This is a genomic window from Streptomyces sp. HB132 (assembly GCF_016909575.1).
Taxonomy (GTDB): Bacteria; Actinomycetota; Actinomycetes; order Streptomycetales; family Streptomycetaceae; genus Streptomyces.
Genome location: NZ_JAFBGA010000005.1, coordinates 48,818 through 73,303, shown reverse-complemented (window position 1 = coordinate 73,303; position 24,486 = coordinate 48,818). Strand labels below are relative to the sequence as shown.

Here is a 24,486-nt window from a genome sequence, read left to right as displayed (position 1 = left end):
GGATCCGGTGCACCGGGGCCAAGCCGGTGCACCGGATCCGCACCCATCATCGCGCACACCACGCTCCGACGGAGCGGCGCGCGGAAGGACACCGATGACGCAGAGCCCCGCACTCCTGCCGCTGACACCGGTGGCCCGCACGGCGCCCGCGGTCACCGTGGCGGTGGTCTCGCTACCGTTCTTCACCCCCTTCGCGACCTGCTATCCGGCCGTGCTCATCACCCGGCGGCTGCGGCAGCTGGGATGCCGTGCCCGGTTCGTCCCGGCGCACATGGAGTTCTACGCCCATGCGCGGAGCGGGGGCCTGACGGAGAGCGCGTACAAGCTGTTCACCAACCGGCACTTCGCCTCCGACGTCGCGCTGCTGCCTCTGTGGTCGCCGCCGGGCGCCGCACACCGGGCGGAGCGCGAGGAGCTGGCGCGTACGGAGTTCCTCGCCACGGGGGAGGAGGAGGCCCTGCTGCGGGAGTCGTTCGACGGCTACCTCGACCGGCTGGCCGAGCGTCTCGTCGGTACCGAGGTGCTCTGCCTGACGAGCACCCACTTCCAGTTGCTGCCCAGTCTGCTCCTGGCCCGCCGTGTCGCGCGCGTCGCAGGGGAGAGGGGAGTGCCCCGGCCCCGCGTCGTGCTCGGCGGCTACTTCGGCTCCGTCCAGGTCGCCCGCGACGTCCTCGCGCTGCACGAGGAGGTGGACGTCGTGGTGTACGGCGAGGCGGAGGACGTCCTCGCCGACGCACTGGAACACGCGCTCGGCGGCCGGCGGCGGCTGGTCGCCGGACGCGCACACACCTTCAAGGACGGGTACGCGGAGCAGTCCGCGCTGGTGGAGGCGGGTCTGCGCCGGCCGTGGCTGCGCGACCGGCTGGTGGTGAGCATGGAGGTGTCCCGCGGCTGCTATTGGGACCGGTGCGACTTCTGCAACTTCAACGACTCCTATGACGCCCGGTTCAAGATGCACGACCCGTGGCGCGTCCTTGCGGAGATGGACCATCTGGCGAGGACGTACGGGCAGCGCCGGTTCCAGTTCCTCGACACCGCGCTGCCGCCCCGGCTGGTCCAGGCGATCGCCGACTCCGGTCAGCAGCACGACTACCGCGTGTTCTGCGAGATCAGGCCCGACTTCGGCCGGGAGAGGCTCGGCCGGCTCGCGGCGCTGGGCCGGGTCACGGTCCAGCTCGGCATCGAGACGCTGCTTGACGACCACCTCGACCTGATGAACAAGCGGCAGACCGTCGAGGAGGGCGTTCGCATGCTCTACGCGGCCCGGGACTTCGGGATGCACAGTGTGTGGGGCGTGATGATCGGCCACCCGAAGGAGACCCCCGATCACCGCCGCCGCCTGCTCGACGAGATCCGCGCCCATCGCCGGGCGGGTCTCCCGGCGCCCAAGTACCTCACCGAGTGCGAGTTGCGCCCCGGCAGCGGGCTGTGGGACGAGCGCGAGGGGCTGGGGCTGAGCGTCGAGTTCCCGTGGCGGATGTTCGACAGCATCCTCAGCCCGCAGGAGCACGCCTGCTCCCTGATCCCCAGCCGGGTCCACGGACTGCCCGCCCAGGAGCCGGAGTACCGCGTCGACCGGCGGGAGATCAGCGAGGAGCTCATCGCCTGGCAGCGCGAGCAGGGGATGGAGGCCGGCCTCGATGCCTGAACCCGGCGCCATGGCGGTGGCAGCCCGGTTCCGGGACGTCACCGTGGAGTTCCGCTGCCCGGATCCCGCCGACGTGGCCCATCTGCGCTACTACCTCAGCGATCACCTCGTAGACCATGACTCGCCGGCGGGGCTGGTGGTGCGTCTGGAGACGGAGAGCGGCGGCTCCTTCACGGAAGCACTCGGCACGGCGGCGGTGAAGCGGGTCCGGTGGCGCACGACCACAGGGCCGTGGCGGCTCTATGAGGAATGGGGGGAGCACGCCCGGCGGCCCTCGCCCGTGCCACCCTTCGGGCTGCCTCCGCTCCGCGACCTCGTGCACCTCCGGCACGGCGCCGCGGTGGCGGCACCCGACGGCAGCGCCCGGGCACTCGCGATCACCGGGGACAGCGGAGCCGGAAAGTCGCTCGTACTCCTTCATCTCCTGCGACTCGGCTGGGTGTTCGTCTCCGACGACCTGCTCGTCACGGACCGGCGGCACAAGGCGCGCCTGTACTCCTACGGGCGCCCGGTCGGCATCCGGGAGCGCAGTCTGCCCCTGCTGCCGTGGCTGGACGCCGGCCTGCTGGACGACGCCCCGGTCCTGCCGACCCGGTGGGGACGCACCTGGATGGTGCGGCCCCAGCGCCTCGGCCGGTGCGCCCCACCCGACCAGCCGCTCCGGCTGGCCTGGCGCCTGCATCTGACACGCGGTGCACGCTTCGATGTGCGAGCCGACGGCCCCACCTCGTGGGTCACCTGGGACCCCCAGGAACACCTGGAAGAGCTCCTGGCCGTGTGTCCGCGACCGGCCGGAGATGGAGGCGCCTGTGCCGCATGACGCGCCGAGCGCCGAGCGGCTGCTCGACTTCTTCGGCACCGTGGTGCGCGTCCGCTGCACCCCTGGTGATGCCACCGACCTCGACTTCTTCTTCGGCCCGCACCGGGCCGAGCCCGGCGCGCCGCCGCGTTACCGGGTCGATCTGGCCTCCGGCGAGGGCGGCTTCCTGCGGTCGCTGCTGGCCAAGGACGACGCGCCCAAGGCCTTCCGGCTCAGCTCCGAGCCCGGTGGCGTCCTCATCGAGGAGCGGCGGTTCACCCGCTGGTCGTCGGTGCCCTCACCGTTGCCACCGTTCCGGGCCATGCGCGAAGAGATCGCCGCCGTACAGGCCACGGTGCTCGTACGAGGGGAGTGCTGTCTGGCCTTTCACGGCGATCCGCACAGCGGCAAGACCAGCCTCGGTCTGGCACTGTCGGCACGCGGATGGGCCATCGCCTCGGACCAGTTGCTCGTGGTGGAGCGCGCCACAGGGGCCGCACGGCCGTATCTCACGCCGACCGGAGTGCGGGGCCGTACGCTGGCCGCGATGCGCGAGGGGACTCTGGCCGGTCTGGAACAACGCCGCTCCTTCTGCACGGTGAGCGGCGAGGTGGTGCTCACCCGGCCGGAGAGCCTGGGCGCGGTCGTGCCGGTCGGGTGCCGGCTCGGACCGGTGCGTCTGATCGCGGTACGGCGCTCACCGGCGGGGGAGCCGGGCCTCGCGGCCGGCGGGCCCGCACCTCGTGTGTGGCCGGTCGGGGCCTGGTCCTGGCTGAGCGGCGCACTCGCGGCCGACCGAGCACGGAGCCTGCTGACCCTGCCTCCCGAGGGCGGCGAACAAGCGGGCGCGGATCTTGTGGAGGAGTATTTCGGTGCATAGCCTGACCGTCGATCAGATCACCAAGCAGTACCGCACGGGGACGAATGCCCTCTCCGGCGTCTCCTTCGCCGTGGAACCCGGCACCCTTCTCGCCGTGGTGGGCCACAACGGGGCGGGCAAGTCGACCTTGCTGAACATCGTCTCGGGGCTGATCCGTCCCACGTCCGGCACGGTCACCACCGACACCGGACGCGGGAGACTCATGTGGGCCCCACAACGCACCATGGTCGACTGGTCGTTGACGGTAAGTCAGAATATCGAACTGGTCGCACGGCTGACCGGTGTGCCGAAGTCAGCCGTCGACCGGGTGCTGGAACTGCTCGACCTCGACAAGGTCCGGACCCGGCAGGCCGAGTACATCTCCGGCGGCCAGCTGCAGCGTGTGCAGATCGCTCGCGCCCTGGTGGCAGAGGCGGCGATCTACGTGCTCGACGAACCGACGGCGGGACTGGACCCGGCAGCCGGTGAACTCGTCATGGAGCATCTGCGCGAGCGAGCGGCCTCGGGTGCCACGGTCCTGGTCTCCTCGCACGACCTGGACGCCATCGAACGGACAGCGTCCGACCTGGTGCTGCTCGACGAGGGCCGGCTGCGCGCCCATCTGCCGATCCAGGAGTTCGTCCGGCGGGCGGGGGCGACCATGAAGGTACGCGTGGTGTTCGCCGAACCGATGCCTGAGCCGTGCCCGGACAGGCTCGCCACCGTGCTGCCCCCCGAGTGGACCCTGGAGACCGACGCGGACCGGACCGGCCTGTCGGTGCAGGTGCCGCTGGCCACCGGACTGCGCCCGGTCCTCGCCTGGCTGCCGCCGGAACTGCGGGTGCAGGACCTGAGCGCCGAGAAGCAGTCGTTGCGCGACGTGTACCTCGCGCGTTACACGGAGCGGACCCCGGCCCCCGAGAGTGTGATGGTGCAGCAGTGAAGACCTCCCTGACGCTGGCCCGCTTCCACCTGCTCAGCGTGTGGAACTGGCGCACCAGCCACCTGAGCCGGATGATCGAGGCCCCCGCCTACTTCCTGTTCATGGTCACCGGACTCAGCACACTCGTGGGGGGCGCCCGCATCGAGGGCATGCCGTACGACGACTTCGCCTACGCGGGCGTGCTCGTCGTGATCGCCATCCGCGCCCTGTTCTGGTGCATGGGCGACGTGGCCAACGACCGCAAGTGGGGCGTGTACGCCGTCGCCCGGACCACCGATGTGTCCTTCCCGCAGTACATCGGCTCGATCCTGGCGGCCAACACCCTGGTCGCCACGGCACAGATCGCCGCGATCCTCGTGCTGAAGCAGTTGCTCGGGCGGGGCAGCGTCGTCCAGGACGTGCGGATGGCGGGCCTGGCCGTACTGGTGTGTCTGCTGACCGTGCTGACCGGCTGCGCACTGGGGTTCGGGATCAACAGCTACAGCAAGCGCGACCTCATGACGTCGTTGTTCAGTCTGCCGCTGGTCATGACGGCTCCGCTGTTCTACTCACTGGAGGGCCTTCCGGCCTTCATGCGGGTGCTGGCGGCCGTGAACCCGTTCACCTACTGCGTGCTGCTGGTCCGCTCACCCGCGGCCGACAGCTCTCCGGTACAGGCCGCCGCCGGGTGCCTGGTGGCCGCGCTACTCGTGGCGGGGGCTCTGCGGCTGGCCTCCGGCCGCCACGAACTGACCTCCAACGAGCAGGGCTGACCGGGATGCCGACGACGGGCGGGAGCGCCGGCCGACCGGTGGCGGTGCACGGTCTGTTGACCGTCGGCACGGCGGGCTACTGGTGGCAGGACGCCGAGTCGGGGGCCCGCCTGCTGCGCGGGGACGCGACCGGAGTCCACGCCGTCGACATGCCCGACCAACCTGACGGACTGACCCCGCTGACCGTCCATCCGGCCGCCGAGGGCCCGCCGGTCGTCCTCTACGGCCGTCCCGGCGGCGACTACGGCTACCTCTCGGAGTCCGGCGCTCCGGACACCGTGCTCGCCCGCCGCCCCAGCCTCGTCCACCTGGCGTGTGTACCGTCGACGACCGGTGGCACGGAGGGGCCCGGGTTCGTGTACACGGGCTTCGCGCCGGGGGCCCGGCTGGACGACCCTCCCGTGGACGGGATCAGGGTGGCCGTCCACCGCAGCGGTGAGCCGTTCGCGAACGACCGAGCGGTGGAGTTGGGCGCCGATCCCCTGGCCCTGGTCACCGTGGAGGCGACGGGTGACCCCGCGACCGTGCTGGTGCGTTCCACCGCGCACGGCGTGACGACGCAGCGCCTGCTGCGTCCGGACCCGGTGACGGGTCGACTCGTCGTCACACCGCTGCCGGACGCGAGGACTCCGCGCACCCGCCTGCTGTTGGGAGCACGGCGCTGGTGGCACGGTGAGGCGCTCGGCACGCCCAGGGCCGTGCTGCGCGCCGGGCCGCCCGGGGACGGCGAGGACGGCAGGGCCGTCGCCTTTCCCGAAGGGACGGCACTGGCCTGGGCCTGGGGCACGCGGCGCAGCGTGCTGGTCCGTACGGTCGCCGGGCGCGGCGCGGAGGCCGCCGAGGCCCTGTACCGGGTCGACGACGACACCCTCGATGCGCGTCTCGTGGCCGGGGGGCGGCCCGGTGACTCCTTCCCCGAGGTCGCCGCCTCGCCCGCCGCGGACTGCGCCCTGTGGCTCAAGGTCTCCCGGGAGCCGGACGGCACCACTGCCGGCCGGATGGAGCTGTTGCTGGACGGCGAGCAGCGACCGCGGCCGCTGAGTTCGACCGGGTGGCCCGCTCCCATGCCCCGCACCGCCCGGTACTGCACGGCGGGAGACGGGAACCGGCTTCCCGTACAGCTCTCCGGCACCGCGGGCCCCGTGCTGCTCCTGGAGCACAGCGGGCTGACCGCTCTCGCCAACGCCCCCCTGGAACGCGCCCTGGAGGAACTGGCCCGCGCCGAGCGGCTGACGCTCGCCCGGGTGGTGACGCGGTCGCTCGTACCCGCCCATCGTGTGCCGGGCGGGGAACGCGGCTACAACGACCTCCTGCACGCGGCCCGTCTGCTACGCGGGACGGTGGGGCCGCGGCGCCCGCTCGTCGTCCTCGGGCACAGCATGGGCGCGGTCGGCGCCGCACGCGCGGTGCTGCTGGAGCCCGCGCTGTTCGACGGCTGGATCCTGCGCTTCCCGGTCACCGACCTGGTCGACTTCCCCCGGCTGGGCATCGGCCGGCACTGGACGGGGATGCTCGGAGACCCGTCCCGCACCGACCAGCTGAAGGCCCTCACCGCACTGTCCCCCCTGCATCTCCCGCTGCCCGCCGCCCCGGTGCCGCCCGTGCTGATCCAGACCGGAACCTACGACACCCGGGCCGACGCCCGGCACGGCCTGCGTCTGGCCGACCGGCTGCGCGAGCGGACGTCCGTGACCCTCAGCAGCTACCCGGTCGGCCATGTGGAGCGGTTCTGTCAGGCCGCCTCCCGCCGCGCCGTGGCGGAGGTGACGGCCTTCATCCTCGGTTGCCCGGCCGTCGCCCGTGACCTGGAAGGAGCCTCGCAGTGAGCGTCACCGGCATCGACCACGCCTCCCTCGTCGTCGTGGACGACGTGTACACCGACTTCGAACGCGCCAGAGCGTCAGCCCTGGGCTGCGCCTTCACCCCTCGTGCGGACAGCGCCTTCGCCTATCGCACCGCACCGGCACCCCACTGGATGGAGGAGGAGGCCATCGGCCGGATCTGCGAGGTGCTCGGCCCCGGGACCCGGGAGGAGCTGATCGCCAACCACCTGCACATGTCCTCGGCCATGGACTGGAAGGTCAACCTGCACCGAGGTGCCCGTATCCATGTGGACGAGGCCCGCTGGGCCGGTGTGCTGTATCTCAACACGGCGGAACAGTGCCGCGGCGGCACCTCCCTCTACGCCCACCGGCGCACCGGGGTGCGGCACTTCTTCGAGCTGCGGGACCGTGCGGACGCCCAGGAGATCCTCGCCGACGGCGGTGACGTCGCCAACTGGCACGAGCTGGTCTCCCTGGCGATGGTGCCGAACCGCCTCGTGCTGTTCGACCCCGGCCAGTTCCACCAGGCCCAGGAGTACTTCGGTGACAGCAAGTCCTCGGCCCGGCTGATCCACAACTTCTTCTTCCGGCACATCCCGGCCCACTTCGATCCCGACCGGGACGGCACGGGCAAGGCCGGTGCAATGGGACCTCCCGTGAAGGCGTGAAGGGGTGAACGTCCCCGGTCCTTCGCGAGGCGCGTCCCTCTCAACCACCACCGCCCCGGCCCGCAGCCCACCTGTGGCACCCACCTTCGTGACCGTCCCGGCCGCCCTCGGGCGCATCCGCCCGGTGCTCCGCAGCCGCGTCAGCGAGCCCTCCGCCGCACATGGTTGCGTGCGGCGACTACCGGAGCGTCCAGGGGCCGGCCGGCTCCGGAACATCGAGGGGGCGGACGGGATACCTAGACGCCCGGCGCCCCACCCTCCCCGGACGGCAGAACAGCGGTCCCCACCCCTCGAAGTCACCTTCTGCACAGCCGCGTCCCTCGTCGCCTTCGGGACTCGCTCCTTCCCCGGTCACCTGACGGACCAATTTGCGCCATGGCCTCATCCGCTGGAGACCGACCGGGCCCTCGTGACCGATCCGGACCCGATCGGGATACGCATCCGGGGCACCGACTGAGGGACCGAACTGCACCTCGTCCCGCTATCGCGGCGGATGGGTGGACTCGACGCACTCAGGGACGACGAGATCCCGAGCGAAGACCACCGGATCAGAGCACGGCGGATTTCTGTCACCTCATCGACTTTGCCGACACACGCTGCCTCAGCACACCTGAAATCAATCACCTGACACACCGCACCGAGTCAGGGATCCATCCCCTCGGACGCGACGACCAGAGCCTCGAGTTGATGATCGCGGAGCGTGGGTGGGGCGGAGGCGGGCGCCGCGCAGGCGCATTCGCTTCGGCCGTGCCTGCGCGTGAGGACGGGGGGTGCCGAAGCTGCGACGGCTCACCCAGCACCCCTTTCCGGCCCTTCGTAATGACAGGGGCATGATCAGTGCGGGGTGGTGGGCATAGTCCTGAGGCCCGGGAGAGTCGGCTCTGCGACCGGCCGACAGGCTGATGCAGCCTCTCCCCACTCTCGGCTCCGAGCGGAACCGAGTTCCCCCACGAGTGAAGGGACGCCAATGCCGTACTCCTCATGGCTGAAGGCAGCCGGCACCGCCGCCGCGATCGCCCTGGCCACAGCAACAGCGGCGCATGCCGCGCCCGCGCCGGAGCCCGCCACGGCGGCGAGCGCGGCCGCGGTGGTGACGCTTCGCTACGACGACAGTCGTGCAGGCGGATGGGAGGCGGCGATCACCGCCGGAGTCGCCTCGTGGAACCAGAACGTCGACAACGTCAAACTGGTCGAAGCCGCACCTGGCACCCGGGCCGAGATCCAGATCATCGCCACCACCGGCTGGCCCCAGGCGACACTCGGCCCGGTGCGCCCGGGCGGCCAGGTGCGTGTGGAACTCGGCAGTCAGGCGGTATCTCAGGGCCACGACAAAACCCGCATCGCCGCCCACGAGATCGGACACAGCTTGGGCCTGCCCGACACCAAGCCCGGCCCGTGCACTCAACTGATGTCAGGGTCAAGCGCAGGCACCACATGCAGGAACGCGGTTCCGAATGCGACTGAACAAAGCCGCGTCGAGTCCGCTTATGCCAACGGCCTCGTCGCGTTCAACCCTGCCGCCGGACGAACTCTGGTGGATGCTCCTTGAAGGTCCTGACAAGAGTGTTGGGCGTGGCGGTGTCTGACGGGGCAACCGGCGAGACCGAGGAAGGTCTCGTGAGCCTCGTCGCGCCGTTCCCGGCGGATGCGACGGCGCCAAAGACGTCGATCCGGGCGATCGTGCGCTCGACGACTCGGCGATGGGCCCCGACCGGAACCGTGCGGGACGCCCCTTGCTGACGATGACCTGCCTGGTGCTCTGAACCCCGGCCTCGGCGGCCGTAGGCGTCATGACCGTAGTTGCGGTCGCCGAGCGGGGTGTCAGGCAGTCGCCGTTGCCGACCCACCAGCCCAGGGGGCGGGGGAGCCTTCGCCGACAGGGCATCATGCGGGTGGCGCCACTGGCTGTGCTGTCTTGTGGCATTGGTGTCGTACCCGCAGGGTGCATGCGCTCAAAGCCTCGGTGGCGACGAGGTCAGCTCGACTTCCTGCCGAGTTCGGCGAGGAACCGCGGCACTCGGCCGGCACCGAAGTCGTAGTACCGTGCCCACTGCGGCTCGACCGCGATACGGGCCATCCGGTCGTACACGGCCCGGCAGTTCCGCTCGAACTCGGCCGCGTACTCGGCGTCGAAGTTCGTCCGCGCGGCCGCCAGGTACTCCGGAACCACTCCGTCGACGATCGTGAGGCGCACGACGCCGCGCACCGACAGCATCCTGGCCGAGCCGGGGCTGTCGCCGGCGTCGATGGTCAGGGCGACCTCGGGTCGGGCGGACAGCGCTCCTACCTTGGGCGCCGTGGCCGCCGTGGACATGACGATCTCGTCACCGGTCCAGAAGATCCCGATCGGGATGACGCGCGGCCGCCCGTCGAGTCCGTTGTATGCCAGCCGCGCCATTGACGCCTGGCTCAACAGCTCGTGGGCGTCGGACAGCTCCTGCGCCATCTGCCTGGCATCCATGACTCGTCGTCCTCCACTGTCGCGCAGCCGCTCGTGGCCGCTATGTCCCTGGGACGAAGGCGCCGCCACGTTCTCGACATCCGCGGCCGAATCGCTGCCCCTCTGCCGAAACATTCCTGCCGCGCTCGCCGTCTTCTGCAACTCCTACCGCGTCACCTTCCACCAGCCACGACAACTGCTCGACGCTTTCCCGGACAGCTCACGATCGAGAAGCTGAACTTTTGGCATCAAACTTTTGAGGCACCGCCCCTCGCCGGCAGGTCCCACCTCGAGCACGAGCTACCGGGCCCTCAACTCCGGGACCCGTCGGCGCCCACCCACGCCCAAGGCGAGGCCGAGTCGTGTGGGACGACGGCAGACGGGCCGGCCGCGGTATCGCACGGTTCGTGCGAAGTCTTCCGCTGACGAGAGTTCTGGTCCTATCGTCTGGGCCCGTGATCAGAAACGGCGTCCCCTTGCCCCCGACGGTCTACCCGCTCGCCAAGGGGCGTGTGTGGGCCATGCTGGCCGGCTCTCTGCTCTTCGTCGCTCTGGGCATCGTTTTCCTGATCGCCCACAGCACCGTGATCATGACTGCGGTGGGGGTGACGGCCGTGTCCTTCTTCGGGTTCTGCTCGGTGATCATCATCCAGCGCCTTTTCCGCGACCGACCGGAGCTGGTCCTGGACGATGCGGGAGTGGACCACGTGAGGCTGGGGCGGTTCGGCTGGGACGAGATTGCCGCCGTGCGGATACGCGAGCAGCGGGTACGCAACACCTCGCAGCGGTTCATCGAGCTCGTGCTGCACGACCCGGATGCCTATCTGGCTCGAGCGCCCAAGCTCGTCCGCAGTGCCGCGTCCATGAACGCACGACTCGGCTTCGGTCCCGCCAGTATGGCCACGAACACCCTGCCGGAGCCGTCTGAGGCGGTCCTGGACGCGATGCGGCGCCACTGCCCCGGACTCACGGTGCAGCACTGAACGCGCCCGTTGCCCGGCCTCAGGCTCCGGTGCAGATCCGCTTCACGCAGAGCAGCGGTGATCTTGGAAGCCCTGGCGACCTCGGCACAGCGAGCGGCGCGGCAGGATGAAGGTCTCGCAGGCCCGCGCGCTCATGCATTCACGCTCCAGGCCCGGAGCGGGAGTACCGTGAAGACATCGAGAGAAGTCGTCGCCGTCGGCTGATGTGTCGTGGCCGTTCCTGCGTGAATGCAGGCCGGAGGTGATTGCCTGTGATCTTGAGCCGTCCGCGCGGTGAGAGGGCCTATGACCAGTACTGACGAATCCGCCCAGAGTCCGGTCGGGGCGATCGGAAGAATTACCGTGGGGATTCCTCCGGACGGGCCGGGTGAGGTTCTGGTGGCGGTTCGCGGGGGCTCGGAGACCTACGCGGCATGGTCGCGTTCCCACATCACCCTCGCCAGAGACACACGGGTGATCGTCATCGACTCCATTTCAGCTCGCTCGGTGATCGTCGAGCCGTTGCCGTCCTGACCCGGGTGCTGCAAATTTGAGAGGTGCAGTGCTTCCCAGTACCCGACGGGAGTTCACTCATGTTGTTCTGGCAGGTTCCAGCGCCGAACGAGGCCATGCTCATATCCGGTACGAAACGGCAGTCGCAGGAAACGCAGTTCCGTATCGTCACAGGTCACGGCAGTTTCGTACTGCCTGTGAAGCAAAAGGCCCGCATGCTGTCCCTGGCACTGCGGGAAGCGGAGATCGCTGAGGACTGCGTCACCCAGCAGGGCATTCGGCTGAGCGTACGCGCGGTCTGTGTGTTCAAAGTCGGTGATGACGCGATCTCGATCGCTAACGCAGCCCGTCGTTTCCTCTCCGAACAAGAACGGATGGAGGAACTCGTCGGCCGGATCTTCGCCGGACACCTCAGGTCGATCGTCGGCGGACTGACCGTCGAGCAGATCATCCGGGAACGCAACCGGGTCGCCCAGGAAGTGATGGCAGGCAGTCACAGCGAGATGGAGAAACTCGGTATCGTCGTCGATGCACTCCAGATCCAGGAGATCGAGGATGCCACCGGATACATCAACAACCTGGCCGCTCCGCACGCCGCGGCAGTTGCCGGGCATGCGCGTATCGCCCAGGCCAAGGCCGACCAGGAGGCAACCGAACGCGAGCAGCAGGCGGCCGCCCTCAAGGCGGAGTACGAGCGTGACACAGCGATCAAGCGGGCCGGATTCCTCGCCGAGACCGAGCGTTCCAACGCACGCGCAGCCCAGGCCGGCCCGCTTGCTCAGGCCATGGCGTCCCACGAGGTCATCGAGGAGCAGACCGCGCTCGCCCAGCGCCAGGCCGAACTGGCGGCCCAGAACCTCGAAGGCGAGGTCAGGCGCCCGGCAGACGCCGAGGCATACCGCCAGCGCACCCTCGCCGAAGCCGCCCGGGACACTGCCGAGTTCGAGGCGGACGGCAAGGCCTACACGGAGCGGACACTCGCACAGGCTCAGGCCGACGCGAACAATGCCCGCGCCCTCTCGCTGCGCGACGGTAACCAGGAGCTGATCGCCGCCAACCGTGTGGTCGAGAATCTTCCGGCGCTCGCGGACGCGGCCGCCCGTGGCATGTCGGGCGCCAGCCTTACCGTGCTCAACGGCACCGACGGTGTCAACCAGATCGCGGCGGGAGTGGTCGGCCAGGGCCTCGCCATCCTCGACTCGCTTCAGAACACGAAGGATCCCGCGGTCAACGGGAAGAGCGGCCTGCGGATTCCCGGGCTCAGGCCATAGCCGCAGGAAGCACTCGAAGGCCCGCCCGGCCGGGCAGCAACAGCACGGACGTCATCATGAGGCGCGGATGACGACAGCGTCGGCCGGCCGCCGACCGACATCCCACACCTGGACGTGCGCAGCGACGAGTCATACTTGTAGTCTGCGGCTCCTGAACGTCATGCGCTCCCGTCGATCACCCTGCTTCAGGCCGCCATGCCTCAGCCGCGGCCATCGTCCAGCCACCACGAAAGCAGCCGCCGGCATCGGCTCGCCGAACCGCGTCGGCCGTGCGCACCTGAGAAAAAGACGGTTGTGCGGTGATCACCGGACGTCTAACGTCTACCGTCATCGACGTGTAGCTCAGTAGTAGAGCACCGGGCTCTGGACCCGGAGGGCGCAGGGGCGGAACCTGCCACGTCGGCTTATGAACGACAACGCTGAGCAGCAGCCTCTTATCGTGGCCCCGTCCTATCCGGAGAGCCAGCTCGCCAAGGCCTTCACGACCGCGTTGACCCACGAGGACACAGGCGTCCGGCACCGCGCCGAGGCGCGCGGGCAGCGGTGGCGGCAGGTTCTGGCGGCCATGGCCTCAGGACGGCTGTCGGTCGGTTCGCGTACGCCCGTGGTCGGGCTCCCGCCCTGGGTGTCTCCGGAGGTGATACGGGGCGGCTTCGCCACCGGAACCGCGAGCGCGGGCGGCCCGCTCCAGCTCCACGAGATCGAGGCCGCGCGGAGTTTCGACGTGCCCGCCGAGCGGCGTGCACTCTTCGCCTACTGCCTCACCGAGCCCGGACTCGCCTGGCTGTGGGCCCGTTTGCACAGCGGCAGTTACGAGATCGGCGTGCCCGAGGAGGCCGCGCTGCTCACCATGGCCTGGCTGGTGCAGCACGGGCAGACCGGCGCGGCGCTGGACCTCGTGGCGGAGCTGGAGCCGTTCGCGGATCGGCTGCGGTTTCTGCCCCGCCCGGCGGACGGGCCCGCGCCGGACGCCACCGTGGCTGTCCATCGGCACACCGTCTCCGAGGCCGTCGACACCTTGATACGGCGGCGGCCCGACGCGGCCGTCGAGACCCAGCGCGAGGCGCTCGCCGTGTGGCAGCCGTTCGGCGACGAGTTGCTCGTCCACTGGCTACGGACGGCGCGGGACGGCCAAATCCTCGAGCTCGCCCCCGACGCCGGCTGGCTGGCGCAGGGTGAGGCTCTACTCGGCCGCTACCGGCTGCTCGCAGCGGAACACACACGCTGCACCAAACACCGCCACTCCAAGGAGAACCTGGGCATTCTGCGCGGGGCACTGCAGGAGGTCGTCGCCGGACGGCCGCTCGAGGCGCGTCGGCTCGGCCTGCTGCGGCACGCAGTGCAGAGCATGGTGCGGCGGCGCGGCCTGCCCGGCTCGGCCGCGCACATGGCCTTGCGCCGGCGCCAGACCGAGCAGTCGGCGCGTCCTTCACACCACGCCCTGGCCCAGCTGATGCTGCGTCGGCTCGCCGCGCTCCCACTGGAGACAGGCATCACCGACGTCGCCCCGCTCCTGGGACCGGTGACCGAGGAGGAAGGCGGCGAGACCGGTCTGCCCGCCGGAGCCGTCGTACCGGCCGCAATCGGCCAGGTCGTCGAGTCCGCGCTGAGCGCACCCCTCAGCACGCTCGTGGAGCGGGGCGTTGTCCCGTCTGCCGAGGTCATGGCCGAGCTGGTGCCGCAGCTGGTCGCCGACACCACCGCACACGCGTACGACGACGAGCTGCTGCGAGCCGTGATGGCCGCAAACTACCGGGCGTTCCGCAACCGTCGATCACTGCTCCTGCGCAACCTGGAACGGCAGGTGCGCGTCGAGGAACTGCCCTGGGTACGGGCGGTGTCGGGGCAGCGATCTGCGATGCCGGGCACGTCGGACGGTGAAGGTGCGCTCGCTGTGCTGCGGCAGCTCGGCGAGCTGGCCGTGCAGGCCTTCCCGGGCACGATCCTGCCCAACCCGATGGTCCGCGAATTCGGCGTTCTCGACCGGCAGTGCGACCTCGGGGCACCGTTCGTGGAGGAACTGGCTGCCGACATCTTCATGGGCACGTTCAGCCCGAAGTTCCTCAAGGCCGCGCGGGTCGCGGGCGAACTTCTCGGCGGCACGTTGTACGAGCGTTACTACGGCATCGACTACGCGGCGATCCGTAATCTGGCGATCGTCGAGGCCGGCGAAGCCTTGAGCCGTTCGTACGGCGCTCGTACCTCGCCCGGTTTCGCACGGCTGTGCGCCGATCGCGCTGCGCCGTCCTCGCGGTCCTGGTCGGTCGCCGCGAACGGGACGGTGATCGAGCAGGCGCAGATCCTCACCACGCACAACTTGGCCACGCTGGTCCACCGGGTGGGCATCGCCCCCAGGCCCGGGTGGGCCGACCTGGCGCGCCGCTGCTTCGTGACCGTGTGCCGACTGACCGCCCGTGTGCACCGCAACCCGCGGCCGTTGGGCACGATCAAGGACGCTGCGTACGCGTGGCGCCAAATGGTGTTCCACCTCTCCCTGTGCCCGCCGGAGGAGCAGCAGCGGGCCATCGCGGGCCTGAGGGAGGAGATGGCCCGCCACCCGGCCCATGTCGCAACCCGGCTTGTCCCCGCCCTGGCGGGCCTGACCCTGGTAGCCGAGGGCGGCACCTTCGGCGACGACGGAACGGCAGACACCGGGCGTGCCCTGCGCTTCGTGGGATGGAGCACCGACAGGCACTGGATGCGGTGATCGACCGTGTGCGAGCGGGACAAAGGGCCACGGCCCATCTCGCGAGCCTGGAGGCCTGCGGCGTCGGGCGGTCGTACTGTCGAACCTCTCACCGAGGAGGGCCTCTGATGCGCAGCGTGACCTATTCGATGGGCGTCTCGCTGGACGGCTATGTCGTCGGGCCGGACGGCGGCTTCAACTGGACGGCGCCCGACGAGGAGGTGTTCCGCTTCGCCACCGATGAGGTGCGAGACGTCGGAGTCCATCTGCTGGGGCGACGGCTGTACGAGACGATGTTGTACTGGGAGACCGTCGATCAGAGTCCGTCGATCGACTTCTCGACGCTTGAGTTCTCCGCGATCTGGAGGTCGCTCCCCAAGGTGGTGTTCTCCACTTCGCTCTCCGCGGTACAGGGCAACGCCCGCCTGGCCCTCGGTGACCTGGCGGAGGAGATCGAGCGATTGCGAGCCGAGCCGGGGGAGGGCGACATCGCGATCGGCGGGGCCACTCTCGCCGCCGAGGCAGCCGCTTTGGGTCTGATCGACGAGTACCGGGTGAGGGTCTACCCGGTACTCGTCGGCGGCGGCACTCCGTACTTCCCCCGGCACGAGCACCAGGTGGATCTCGAACTCGTCGAGACCCGCACCTTCAGCTCAAGCGTCGTCCACCTCAGCTATCGCGTGGTGCGTCAGCCATCTGGTCTGCCGAGCCGCTGCGAAGATCAGGTCGGCCAGTGACGATCTCTCAGGGAACTGACCTCCGCTAGGCAGCGTGACCCACCACCCGGCGAAGGCCGGCGCCAAGTGCGCGGACCGAGCGCAGATCGCTCCGCAGGTTCACAGGCCGCAGTGCGCGCGACTGCGGCCGTGCTCATCGATGACGCCTCCTGCTCCGGTGTGACAGAGCCAGCGGCGACCGTGTCATCGCCCACCTCGGCCCACCGCTTACGCCCCGGCGCGCGACCAGGCCACGCCCGGTCGAAGATCATGCAGCCTGCAAGATCACAGCGACTTCTCGTGCCGTGGGGACGCGATCCTCGAACAGGCAGTGCATCTGGTATCCGTCCGCTGTGGCTGCGACGCGATCGACCTCACTGGGTGGCACCAAGCCTTTGAGGCGATGGCGCAAGTGGTTCACTGAGGCCGCGCTGACCTCTCGCAGCCCGTCGTCGCGCATGCCCAGGACGTACAACTCGTAGGCGATCATGCTCGTCGCCCGCTGCTCGGTGAGCTGACGCACGACAAGTGCGGCAAGGTCGGTGATCACCGTCTCCGGGGTGGAGGCTGCCAGCCACCGATCGAGCTCACGCGAGCGCTCCTGCAGGACAAGGCGGCACGCCTCGATCAGGAGCGCCGAAACCGAGTCGAAGTAGTAGCTGACCGAGGCCACCGGAACGGCGCACCGATCGGCAACCGCGCGCGCGGAGACCGATCCGACACCCCGTTCATGGATGAGCTCGACCGCGGCCAGTGCGATCCGCTCGCGTCGCCCCGGATCGTTCGTTGCGCCCTTCGGACGAGCCACCCTGTTCCCTTCCTGGTGCTGACGGGTCCTTCTTGCCGACGTTGACCATCATGACGCCGACGACCACCAGGACGATCCCGGCCCACGAGCTCGTTGACAACCGATCGGAGAACAGCACTGTGCCGAGCAGCGCGATGCCGAGAGTGCCGGCACCGGTCCAGATCACGTACGCGATACTCATCGGGATCGTCTTCAGTACCAGTGCGAGCACCACAACGGTCCCCGCGTACGCGCTGATCGCTGCCAGGGACGGCACCAGGTCGCGAAAGCCGTGCGACGCCTTCAGCGACAACGTCGCGATGATCTCCAGCCCCACGGTCAGTGCGAGCAGGAGCCAGGCGCGTGGCGGGTAAGCGCTCACTGTCCCATCCCCGTTCCGAGCAGCCCGATCCCGACGACGGTGGCCGCAACCCCAGCCAGCTGCAGCGCGCTCAGACGCACCTCGTAGAAGAGCCGGTCGATGGCCACCAGTGCGACCGCGGCCGCACCGGTCCATACCGCGTAGACCAAGCCGACAGGCTCATGCTGGACCAGCCACGCCATCGCCGCCGTCGCGGCCGCGTACGAGGCCAGCGCCGCGATGGCGTAGCCCCAGCGCGTGAACCCCTCCGAGGCGCGGGTGCACAGCGTGCCCGCCAGTCCCGAGAGCACCGCACAACTCAAGATCAGCCACATCACTCCAGCAGGATATGAACACACGTACATACTTGCAAGCCGTACCTCGACAGGCCGTGAGGACAGACGTCACGTTCGAGCAGGGGCTTTGCAGCCGGGAGCCGTCAGCGCCACTGGCCAGGGCGGGAGCGGGCTGCAGGTGGCTGGGAGCGTGTCGCCGAGTTCCGGAAACGCGCCGGCACGTGCGGGTGACCGACTCGTGCGGGCGTTTGGCTGTCATGCGGAGTCACGTGGTGGGCCAGGTGCCGAGCGCTCGGGCCAATCGGTCGCTCTGGTCTCGGGCGATGCCCTGCGCGAGCCTGATTCCGCAGCGCGGGCTGCCGGGCTCGTCGCAGTGGAGGATGCCGGGGAATGGGCCCTGGCATCCGGAGAGCGGGGAAGCGGTGGGCAGCGCCCACCTGGCCGGCTCCCACAGGGGGTGGTCTTGGAGGAGCGCCCGCGCCAGCCCGGGAGCCTCGTCGGCGGCCACGCCCACCTGGACGAGTGCGTCGGCGATCAGCCCGGTCGCCTCGCCGGGCAGAACGGCGTCGCCGAGCGCGGGCAGCAGGAGCAGCAGCCGGACGTGGGGCGCACGGGCGCCGGGAGCGTAAGGATCGGGTGTGCCGGCGATGTGCGTGAGCTCGGGCCAGGACAGCCCAGGGCCCGCCTGATGCCCGTCGACGGTCGCCAGATACCCGTGCCGGTCCCACTGCGGGTGGGAGATGAAGTACTCCGTCCCGGGGTCGTCCGCGAGGTTGCGGCCGACGACGATCACGGTGTGGCCCGCGTCGAACGGGATCCGGAAGACCGGCCACCGATTCTCGTCGGTCAGGGCCTCGAGCGCCGCGTCCGTGTCGGCCTCGTCGACACCGAACCATGCCGGCTCCGGTTCGTTGTCGTCCGTCCGGCACAGCCACAGCAGGTAGGCAGGCCAGAACCCCGGCAAGGACAGCAGTCCCTCCCCGGCAACCAGCGGGTCGTTCTCGAATCCGTTGATCAACACGAACTCAGCCTGTCAACTGCCACTGACAGCCCCCTGTCCGGACGGGCATCTCGATGCCACCGACAGGGAACGATCCTGCGTCCCATCGGCGAACATCACCGAAGCTGCCACTCTCGGTGCCAGGGTCGTTCACAGGGCGCACCCGGCGTCATACCGGGATGAATCTCGGCCACCAGGGTGGGACATTGCCCGGGCACAACGGAGAGGGATAGGAGTCCGGCATGCCCAGCCATGTGACGAGGAACCAGGTGAACCACAGAGTGAAGACGAGCCCTGCGGCCAGGGCCGTCCTGCGATGACGCCTCCCGATGGTGCTGTGAAGAATGACCCACGAAATCGCAGCTGCCGTCCATATGAGAGGCGCGAGGAACAGCAGGGTCAGGTTGTTGGCCGCTGCGCTGCTCCCGATGTCACAAGCAGCCCATGCCCTCCCGATCGCAGCAACGGTCACCACGGATGTCAGCCCACCGAAGAGGGCAGCGGCGCCAGTTCCTCCGAACCGGCGGCTCCGAGGGCCTGACGACGGCTCTGCTCTCACGATCATCCCCCCGGCCTCGCCGTAGACGCGGAGGAGCCTACCAATGCTCTGACGCCACTCGGCGGGACCGTGGCCGGCCCTGACACCGGTCACTCGTTCTCCGGCTTCCGAAGCCGCCTCCAGCAGGTGAGGCCGGGGCGAGGGAGATGAAGGCGTCATGGAGTCAAGGCGTTCCCAGCGGGCGGCGAGGCGGTCGAAGTGGTGGAGCGGGGCGCAGGGCTGGTCCACGCCGCGACTGAGTCGATCGAACAGCCGGGCACCGCACAGGCCGTCCGGGAGGTCGTCTCGCAGCGTTCTCCTGCCGCACATGAGCAGCCCGCTTCGGCGACACCGGCTCCGCCCCGCCTCCCTGTTCGCAACGCTCAGCCGTCGGCTGCACGGAACCCGAGTCAGAACCCGAGAACGGGCAGCACCTCGCTCGGCACATCCGGGAAGCCGGGCGAGGCGCACCCGTTCGGTGCGGCGGGGAGGGCGTGTTGCCCTGGCCGGCCTTGGGTCAGCTCAGCCGGGAGGCGACGTACGCCTCGATGGCGTCCCGCTGGTACTCGCCCAGGCCGGGCGCGATCGCCTCGTACGCCGTGAGCCCCGCCTCGTTGTCCACACAGGAGCGGGCCGATGGCGCGGTACTCCTCGGCGGACACGGCGCGCAGTCCGGTCAAGGCCTGGTACTGGGCTTCGATCTGGGCCTGGACGGGCGCGGCGTCCGCCGGGTGGCCGGCCGCCATGAGGTCGGCCAGCAGAATCATCTGTGTCGTGCGGTCGCGCTGCCCGGCCTCGACGTCCTGCGTCGTCATCGCGGCGACCCTCCGGGCGATTTCCTGAGCATGCCCGGGAAAGTCGCGCAGGCTTCCTGGTACTGGGAGGGCCGGATGCTCTCGAACAGGTTCTCCGGTCGGTTGACAGCGGTCATGGGTGTGCCGTCCTTCCTGGATTGCTCCAGTTCGACGATCGTGCGGGAAACGGTGCCGGCCAGGGCTTCGAGCCGGTCGCGCTCGGCCAGCAGCCTGCGGTGGTGTCCCCGCAGGGCGTCCACCTCGTCGATCTGCTGTGCCGGAATCCGGCCGATGTCGGGAAGACCAACGTCCAGCGCACGCAGCACGAGAATCTGCTGCAGTCGCAGCAACTGGGGCTCCTCGTAGTAGCGGTGTCCGTTGGTTCCGATTCTGGCCGGCGACAGCAGGCCGATCTCGTCGTAGTGCCGCAGGGTCCGGGCGGTCACGCCCGACATCCGTGCGACCTGCGCGATAGGCCAGCCCATCGACGCCTCCCTCACGACCGCGCCATCAGACCGGTCTCTCCGGCCCTGCTCAGGACGATAGAAGCTTCCGCCGCGACAACCGCAACCCCGCTGGACCAGGTCGCGAGCCAGGGCCCCGGACCGGTGCGCCTTCAGCAGGTCGCGGACCGCGCCCCGCGCCTTGATGACGTCGGACCGGGCACCGGGCAAGCTCGGCAGCGCCTCGCACGGACGACACCGCGACCTTCCGCGTCGTCACCCTGTTGGACGGCACGCAGTTCCCGGCAGGATCCGCACCGGGCCCGCAGCCCGGAGAGTGGCCGCGGGCGGAGGCATGTCGGGCATCCGCGAGCCGGTGTCATCCACCGCAGGGCGGGTCGTAGACCAGGTCCGGTGACACGTACTTCTTCCACAGGGCAGGACTCATGGCCCCACGCGTCGATGCGCACAAGATCGCACGGGCACGGGCGGGGTCGGTCTGCCAGAGTCGTACGGTGCCATCCTCGCCACCTGTGATCAGCAAGCCTCCGTGCGGGCTGAACCTCAGTGCCGCGACCGAGTTGATGTGGCCCGTGACGGGGAGCCCATAGGCGGCCGCGTGGGCGGGGTCGGAAATGTCCCACAGGCGGATCTGCCCGAGGGCGTTGCTCCCCGCGAGCAGCCTGCCGTCCGGCGCGAAGCCGACACCGGTCACGATGCCGCCGCTGAGCAGCGGTTTCCCGATGGCTTTCGGGGACATCGGCTGGGATACGTCCCACAGCTTGATCTTGCTGTCTCCGCTGCCCGTCGCGATCAACCGTGAGTTCGGGCCCGCAGCCAGGGACCAGACCACTTGGGCACTGGCCACCCGCTCAGCCAAGTAGGGAACGGTTCCGTCAGCCGTTCGCCACGCACGGACCGAGCCGTTGATGTCCCCGCTGTAGATGTACCCGCCGCGGGGCACGGCGGCCAGGCCCCTGACCGGCCACCGCTGTCCGCCCAGTTCGTCACCAAGTGCTGCGGGGCGCTTCGGGTCCGACACATCCCAGGCGCGCAGCCCGCCCACATAACCGCCCTGCAAGTTCATCGAGGCCGCGACCAGCGTGTGTCCACCGGCGTCGAAGGCGAGGGCTGAGACCGGCTTCGTCTGCCCAGGCAGTGCCCCACCGGCCTCCACCGGACGGGCCGGCGCGGAGACGTCCCACAGTCGCACGCCACCGCCGCTGTCTCCGGTGGCCAGGACAGTCGTGCCCGACTTCCCAGGCCTGACAGCCAGCGCATCCACCCTCGTACGGAACGGCGGAAGCGCGCCGAGCCGGGTGAGTCGCCTCGGGTCGGAGACATCCCAGAGAGTCACTCGGAGGCCGGAGGCCACCGCGAGGAGCCGTCCGTCACCGGACTGCGCCAGCGCGCCGACCCCCTGACCGCCATCGGTGACGGCCAGTGTCGGAGGCAGCCGCCAGAGCAGCACCTTGCCGTCCCCGCCGGCGCTGGCGAGGGTTCGACCGGTGGTGTCGAAGGCCAGACGGCTGACGACGGTGGTGTGTCCGCGCAGCAGGGGGGCGATCGCCCTGGTCTGCGCAGCGGCACCGATGTTCCAGAGGGTGATGCTTCCAGAGTTGTCGCCAGTGGCGAGCACCTGCCCGTCCGGGCTGAAGGTGACCACGTCGACGGTGGTGCTGTGGAACAGAGTGTTGGTCATCTTCGGCCGTTGTCGGTCCGAAACATCCCAGACGAGCACCTTGCCATCGCCCCCAGCGGTGGCCATCACCTGCCCTACGGGGCTGAACGCCACCTGGTGGATCACGCCCTTGTGACCGCCCAACTCACTCCCCAGCGCTTTGGGGAGGGACGGACGCGACACGTCCCACAAGCGCAACAGCAATCTCCGGTCGGTTCCCGGGCCCGTGCCGCCGCTGACAGCGAGGGTGGCGCCGTCCGGGCTGAAAGCGACGGAGGTAATGCCCTGCCGCTGCACGGACACCACGGTGCTCAGCCGGTGCGGACGCCTCGGGTCGGAGACGTCCCAAAGCTGCACATCGCCGGTCGACGTGCCGTTGGTCTCGAGTCTTGTGCCGAGAGCCAGCACCCGGTTGTCGGGGCTGAGCTTCAGGCTCACCACCTGGCCCTTCGAAACCGCCACCGGATCCGACAGCGCCACCGGGTGACTGGCGTCGGAGACGTCCAGGATCCGTATGCTGCCGTCCGAGCCGCCTCGGACCAGCAGGTCGCCCCGCTCGTTGTACTCGACCGGTCCCACGTTGACCCCCTCCCCGGCGCTGAGCGCGGAGGTCACCGGGGCCGGGTGGACCGGGTCCGAGGCGTCCCAGAACCGCACCTTGCCGCCGGCGGTGGCCAGCCGGCCGTCCGGGCCGAACGCCACCGAGGGAAAGGCGCCGAACCGCCCTGGCAGCGGCGTGGACAGCACGGAAGCCGTCGCCGTCATCAGCCGCGTGCGCAGTCCGGCCGTCTGCCGCATCCGGTATGCGACGAGGTCGAGCTGCGCGGCCAGCGCACCGTTGGTGTCGCGTTGACGATCCGCCTCGGCGCTGACCCGGTCGAAGATGGCGTTGTCGCGCTGTTCCAGAGCATTACCCTTCTGGACGAAGCCGAAGATCGCAAGCCCCGAGGCAAGCAGCGCCAGCACGACGACGACGGTCACCGCGACGCGCCCGATCCGTCGGACCCTGCGCTGGTGGCGCCGGGAAGCGGTGAGGAACCCTGTGACCAGTGGGGTGAGGTCCTCGGGGCTCGCGCCCGACGCCCAGGCGCGAGCCACCTCCAGCTTGGCCCCCTTGTACAGCAGCGTCACGTCGTTCCGTCCGCCACGTTCCCAGGCGACGGCTGTCTCTTCCAGCTCCTGCCGGACCGGTACACCGCTCCTGCCTGCCCCTATCCACTCCTGGCGCAGCCGTGGCCAGGCCCACAGCAGTGCCTCGTGCGTCACCTCGACGGTGACGACGCCGTCCTCCCGCTCCGCGCTCTGGGTGAGCAGGCGGGCGCCGGTGAACCGTTCGGCGACATCCGGGACCGCCTCGGGGTCGGCGGCGGCCAGCAGCAGATCGACGCGGGTACGGCGGCGGCGAGTGACTTCCCCGTTGTCGCCGATCCTGATGAGGCCGAGGAACATGAGCCGCGTCGCCTGCCGGGCGGACGGACTCAGCTTCCCGAACTCCTCCTCGGCGGTGGCCGCCACCGCGCCGTCGATGCCTCCCGTGTCGCGGTAGCTGTCCACGGTAAGCATGTTGTCCCTGCGCTCCAGCCAGGTGGCCCGCAAAGCGTGTCCGAGCAGCGGAAGCCGCCCGGCTTCGTACGCACCCTCCTCCGGTCCGGCGGCGCCGCGCAGGTCACGCAGAATGACGTCCACCAGCCCCGGCGCAAGCGACAGACCGCCCCGCGCGGCCGGCCTGATCACCGCTTTGCGCACCTCGTCGTCACTCATCGAGCCGACGATGACCTGGCGGTTCATCAAGGCGTCACGCAGGTGGGGGAACGCGGTGCAAGAGCTGTAGAAGTCTGAGCGCAGACCGTAAACGGCCAGGATGACGGGCTCATCCGTACCGGCCAGGCCGACGAGCGTGTCAACGAAACCGCGGCGTACGGACTCGTCCTGGCAGAGGGTGAACAGCTCCTCGAACTGGTCCACGACGAGTACCACCCGACCCTCCGGCGGCAGTTCGAGCCGTTCACGTATCAGAGTGCTCAAGCTGCCGGGACCGGCTTCCATCGCATCTGCGACGAGCGCCTCTTCGGATCCGGTGAGTCTGCTGAGACCGGAGACGAGCGCCGCGAGCGGATCAGCGGTGGGGGTCAACAGCAGTTGTGGCCAGCGCCGGGATCCGGGCAGCTGGCCCTTGGCCAGCTCGGGAAGCAGCCCTGCGCGGAGCAGCGAGGACTTGCCTGCACCGGAGGGAGCGACGACGACCAGCGGGCTGTGATCGGTCAGACAGAGTTCGAGCTGGTTCATGATCCTGCTGACGAGGACTTCCCGGCCGAAGAACCATTCCGCTTCGTCCCTGCCGAACGCGCGCAGTCCGGGGTACGGGCACTCCCCAACCGTCGAGGGGGTGGTGGTCCGTACAGACTCCTCGTTGCCTGAGTGATGGTGCTCGTGCCGGTGGTGGTTCACGCCGCCGTGGACGACGACCATGCCCCCCGCCGACTGATACACGGTGCCACGCTGAGTG

At 69.7% G+C, this 24,486-nt stretch carries 19 protein-coding genes, 1 tRNA gene and 1 pseudogene; 14 read left to right on the top strand and 7 right to left on the bottom strand.

Going from position 1 to position 24,486, the window contains the following annotated elements; genetic code table 11:
• Positions 1 to 94: 94 nt before the first annotated feature.
• The 8 genes from JOC24_RS13760 (at position 95) to JOC24_RS13725 (ending at position 9,041) form a co-directional block, all read left to right on the top strand.
• Complete coding sequence (locus tag JOC24_RS13760; RefSeq protein WP_205020535.1) at positions 95 to 1,648, top strand: B12-binding domain-containing radical SAM protein; 1,554 nt, start codon at positions 95 to 97, stop codon at positions 1,646 to 1,648.
• Positions 1,641 to 2,468, top strand: coding sequence for a hypothetical protein (locus JOC24_RS13755; protein WP_205020534.1), 828 nt, complete (start codon positions 1,641 to 1,643; stop codon positions 2,466 to 2,468). The genes JOC24_RS13760 and JOC24_RS13755 overlap by 8 nt, the downstream gene beginning before the upstream one ends.
• On the top strand, positions 2,458 to 3,327 hold the full coding sequence (locus JOC24_RS13750; protein ID WP_205020533.1) for a hypothetical protein: 870 nt from the start codon (positions 2,458 to 2,460) through the stop codon (positions 3,325 to 3,327). The genes JOC24_RS13755 and JOC24_RS13750 overlap by 11 nt, the downstream gene beginning before the upstream one ends.
• Positions 3,320 to 4,249 (top strand): ABC transporter ATP-binding protein, encoded by a 930-nt coding sequence (locus tag JOC24_RS13745; protein ID WP_205020532.1) that lies wholly within the window; start codon positions 3,320 to 3,322, stop codon positions 4,247 to 4,249. Before JOC24_RS13750 ends, JOC24_RS13745 begins: the two co-directional genes overlap by 8 nt.
• On the top strand, positions 4,246 to 5,001 hold the full coding sequence (locus tag JOC24_RS13740) for an ABC transporter permease (RefSeq protein WP_205020531.1): 756 nt from the start codon (positions 4,246 to 4,248) through the stop codon (positions 4,999 to 5,001). Before JOC24_RS13745 ends, JOC24_RS13740 begins: the two co-directional genes overlap by 4 nt.
• 5 nt (positions 5,002 to 5,006) lie before the next feature.
• Positions 5,007 to 6,827, top strand: a complete 1,821-nt coding sequence (locus JOC24_RS13735) for an alpha/beta hydrolase (protein ID WP_205020530.1) — start codon at positions 5,007 to 5,009, stop codon at positions 6,825 to 6,827.
• Positions 6,824 to 7,492, top strand: coding sequence for a DUF6445 family protein (locus JOC24_RS13730; protein WP_205020529.1), 669 nt, complete (start codon positions 6,824 to 6,826; stop codon positions 7,490 to 7,492). Before JOC24_RS13735 ends, JOC24_RS13730 begins: the two co-directional genes overlap by 4 nt.
• 967 nt (positions 7,493 to 8,459) lie before the next feature.
• Positions 8,460 to 9,041 (top strand): snapalysin family zinc-dependent metalloprotease, encoded by a 582-nt coding sequence (locus JOC24_RS13725; protein ID WP_205020528.1) that lies wholly within the window; start codon positions 8,460 to 8,462, stop codon positions 9,039 to 9,041.
• A gap of 426 nt (positions 9,042 to 9,467) precedes the next feature.
• On the opposite strand, the gene JOC24_RS13720 is transcribed toward JOC24_RS13725, so the two are convergent.
• Positions 9,468 to 9,953: a pyridoxamine 5'-phosphate oxidase family protein gene (locus JOC24_RS13720; RefSeq protein WP_205020527.1), complete on the bottom strand. Its 486-nt coding sequence runs from the start codon at positions 9,951 to 9,953 to the stop codon at positions 9,468 to 9,470.
• Between the two features lie 434 nt (positions 9,954 to 10,387).
• On the opposite strand from JOC24_RS13720, the gene JOC24_RS13715 reads away from it, so the two are divergent.
• The 6 genes from JOC24_RS13715 (at position 10,388) to JOC24_RS13690 (ending at position 16,101) form a co-directional block, all read left to right on the top strand.
• Positions 10,388 to 10,915 carry an STM3941 family protein gene (locus JOC24_RS13715; protein WP_307792687.1) on the top strand — a complete coding sequence of 176 codons (528 nt, stop codon included), beginning with the start codon at positions 10,388 to 10,390 and terminating at the stop codon, positions 10,913 to 10,915.
• Between the two features lie 285 nt (positions 10,916 to 11,200).
• Positions 11,201 to 11,428 (top strand): hypothetical protein, encoded by a 228-nt coding sequence (locus tag JOC24_RS13710; protein ID WP_205020526.1) that lies wholly within the window; start codon positions 11,201 to 11,203, stop codon positions 11,426 to 11,428.
• 59 nt (positions 11,429 to 11,487) lie between these two features.
• The gene (locus JOC24_RS13705) at positions 11,488 to 12,678 is read left to right on the top strand and encodes an SPFH domain-containing protein (protein WP_205020525.1); all 1,191 of its coding nucleotides are present in this window, start codon (positions 11,488 to 11,490) and stop codon (positions 12,676 to 12,678) included.
• A 331-nt stretch (positions 12,679 to 13,009) separates the two neighbouring features.
• Positions 13,010 to 13,081 (top strand) — tRNA-Gln (locus tag JOC24_RS13700).
• A gap of 3 nt (positions 13,082 to 13,084) precedes the next feature.
• Entirely contained in the window at positions 13,085 to 15,385 is a 2,301-nt protein-coding gene (locus JOC24_RS13695; protein WP_205020524.1) for a coiled-coil domain-containing protein, read from the top strand.
• Between the two features lie 107 nt (positions 15,386 to 15,492).
• Positions 15,493 to 16,101: a dihydrofolate reductase family protein gene (locus JOC24_RS13690; RefSeq protein ID WP_205020523.1), complete on the top strand. Its 609-nt coding sequence runs from the start codon at positions 15,493 to 15,495 to the stop codon at positions 16,099 to 16,101.
• 247 nt (positions 16,102 to 16,348) lie between these two features.
• Here the strand turns inward: JOC24_RS13690 and JOC24_RS13685 are convergent, their stop codons facing one another.
• From JOC24_RS13685 to JOC24_RS34000, 6 genes and pseudogenes are all read right to left on the bottom strand, one after another.
• A complete protein-coding gene (locus tag JOC24_RS13685) occupies positions 16,349 to 16,888 on the bottom strand; it encodes a TetR/AcrR family transcriptional regulator (protein WP_205020522.1) in 540 nt (179 codons plus the stop codon).
• Positions 16,809 to 17,249: a DMT family transporter gene (locus JOC24_RS13680; protein WP_205020521.1), complete on the bottom strand. Its 441-nt coding sequence runs from the start codon at positions 17,247 to 17,249 to the stop codon at positions 16,809 to 16,811. The genes JOC24_RS13685 and JOC24_RS13680 overlap by 80 nt, the downstream gene beginning before the upstream one ends.
• On the bottom strand, positions 17,246 to 17,563 hold the full coding sequence (locus JOC24_RS13675) for a DMT family transporter (protein ID WP_239580462.1): 318 nt from the start codon (positions 17,561 to 17,563) through the stop codon (positions 17,246 to 17,248). The genes JOC24_RS13680 and JOC24_RS13675 overlap by 4 nt, the downstream gene beginning before the upstream one ends.
• 226 nt (positions 17,564 to 17,789) lie before the next feature.
• Positions 17,790 to 18,545 (bottom strand): hypothetical protein, encoded by a 756-nt coding sequence (locus JOC24_RS13670; protein ID WP_205020519.1) that lies wholly within the window; start codon positions 18,543 to 18,545, stop codon positions 17,790 to 17,792.
• A gap of 1,034 nt (positions 18,546 to 19,579) precedes the next feature.
• Positions 19,580 to 20,341, bottom strand: a pseudogene (locus JOC24_RS13665) (MerR family transcriptional regulator).
• A 337-nt stretch (positions 20,342 to 20,678) separates the two neighbouring features.
• Positions 20,679 to 24,470 carry a WD40 repeat domain-containing protein gene (locus JOC24_RS34000; RefSeq protein ID WP_205020518.1) on the bottom strand — a complete coding sequence of 1,264 codons (3,792 nt, stop codon included), beginning with the start codon at positions 24,468 to 24,470 and terminating at the stop codon, positions 20,679 to 20,681.
• Positions 24,471 to 24,486: the final 16 nt, after the last annotated feature.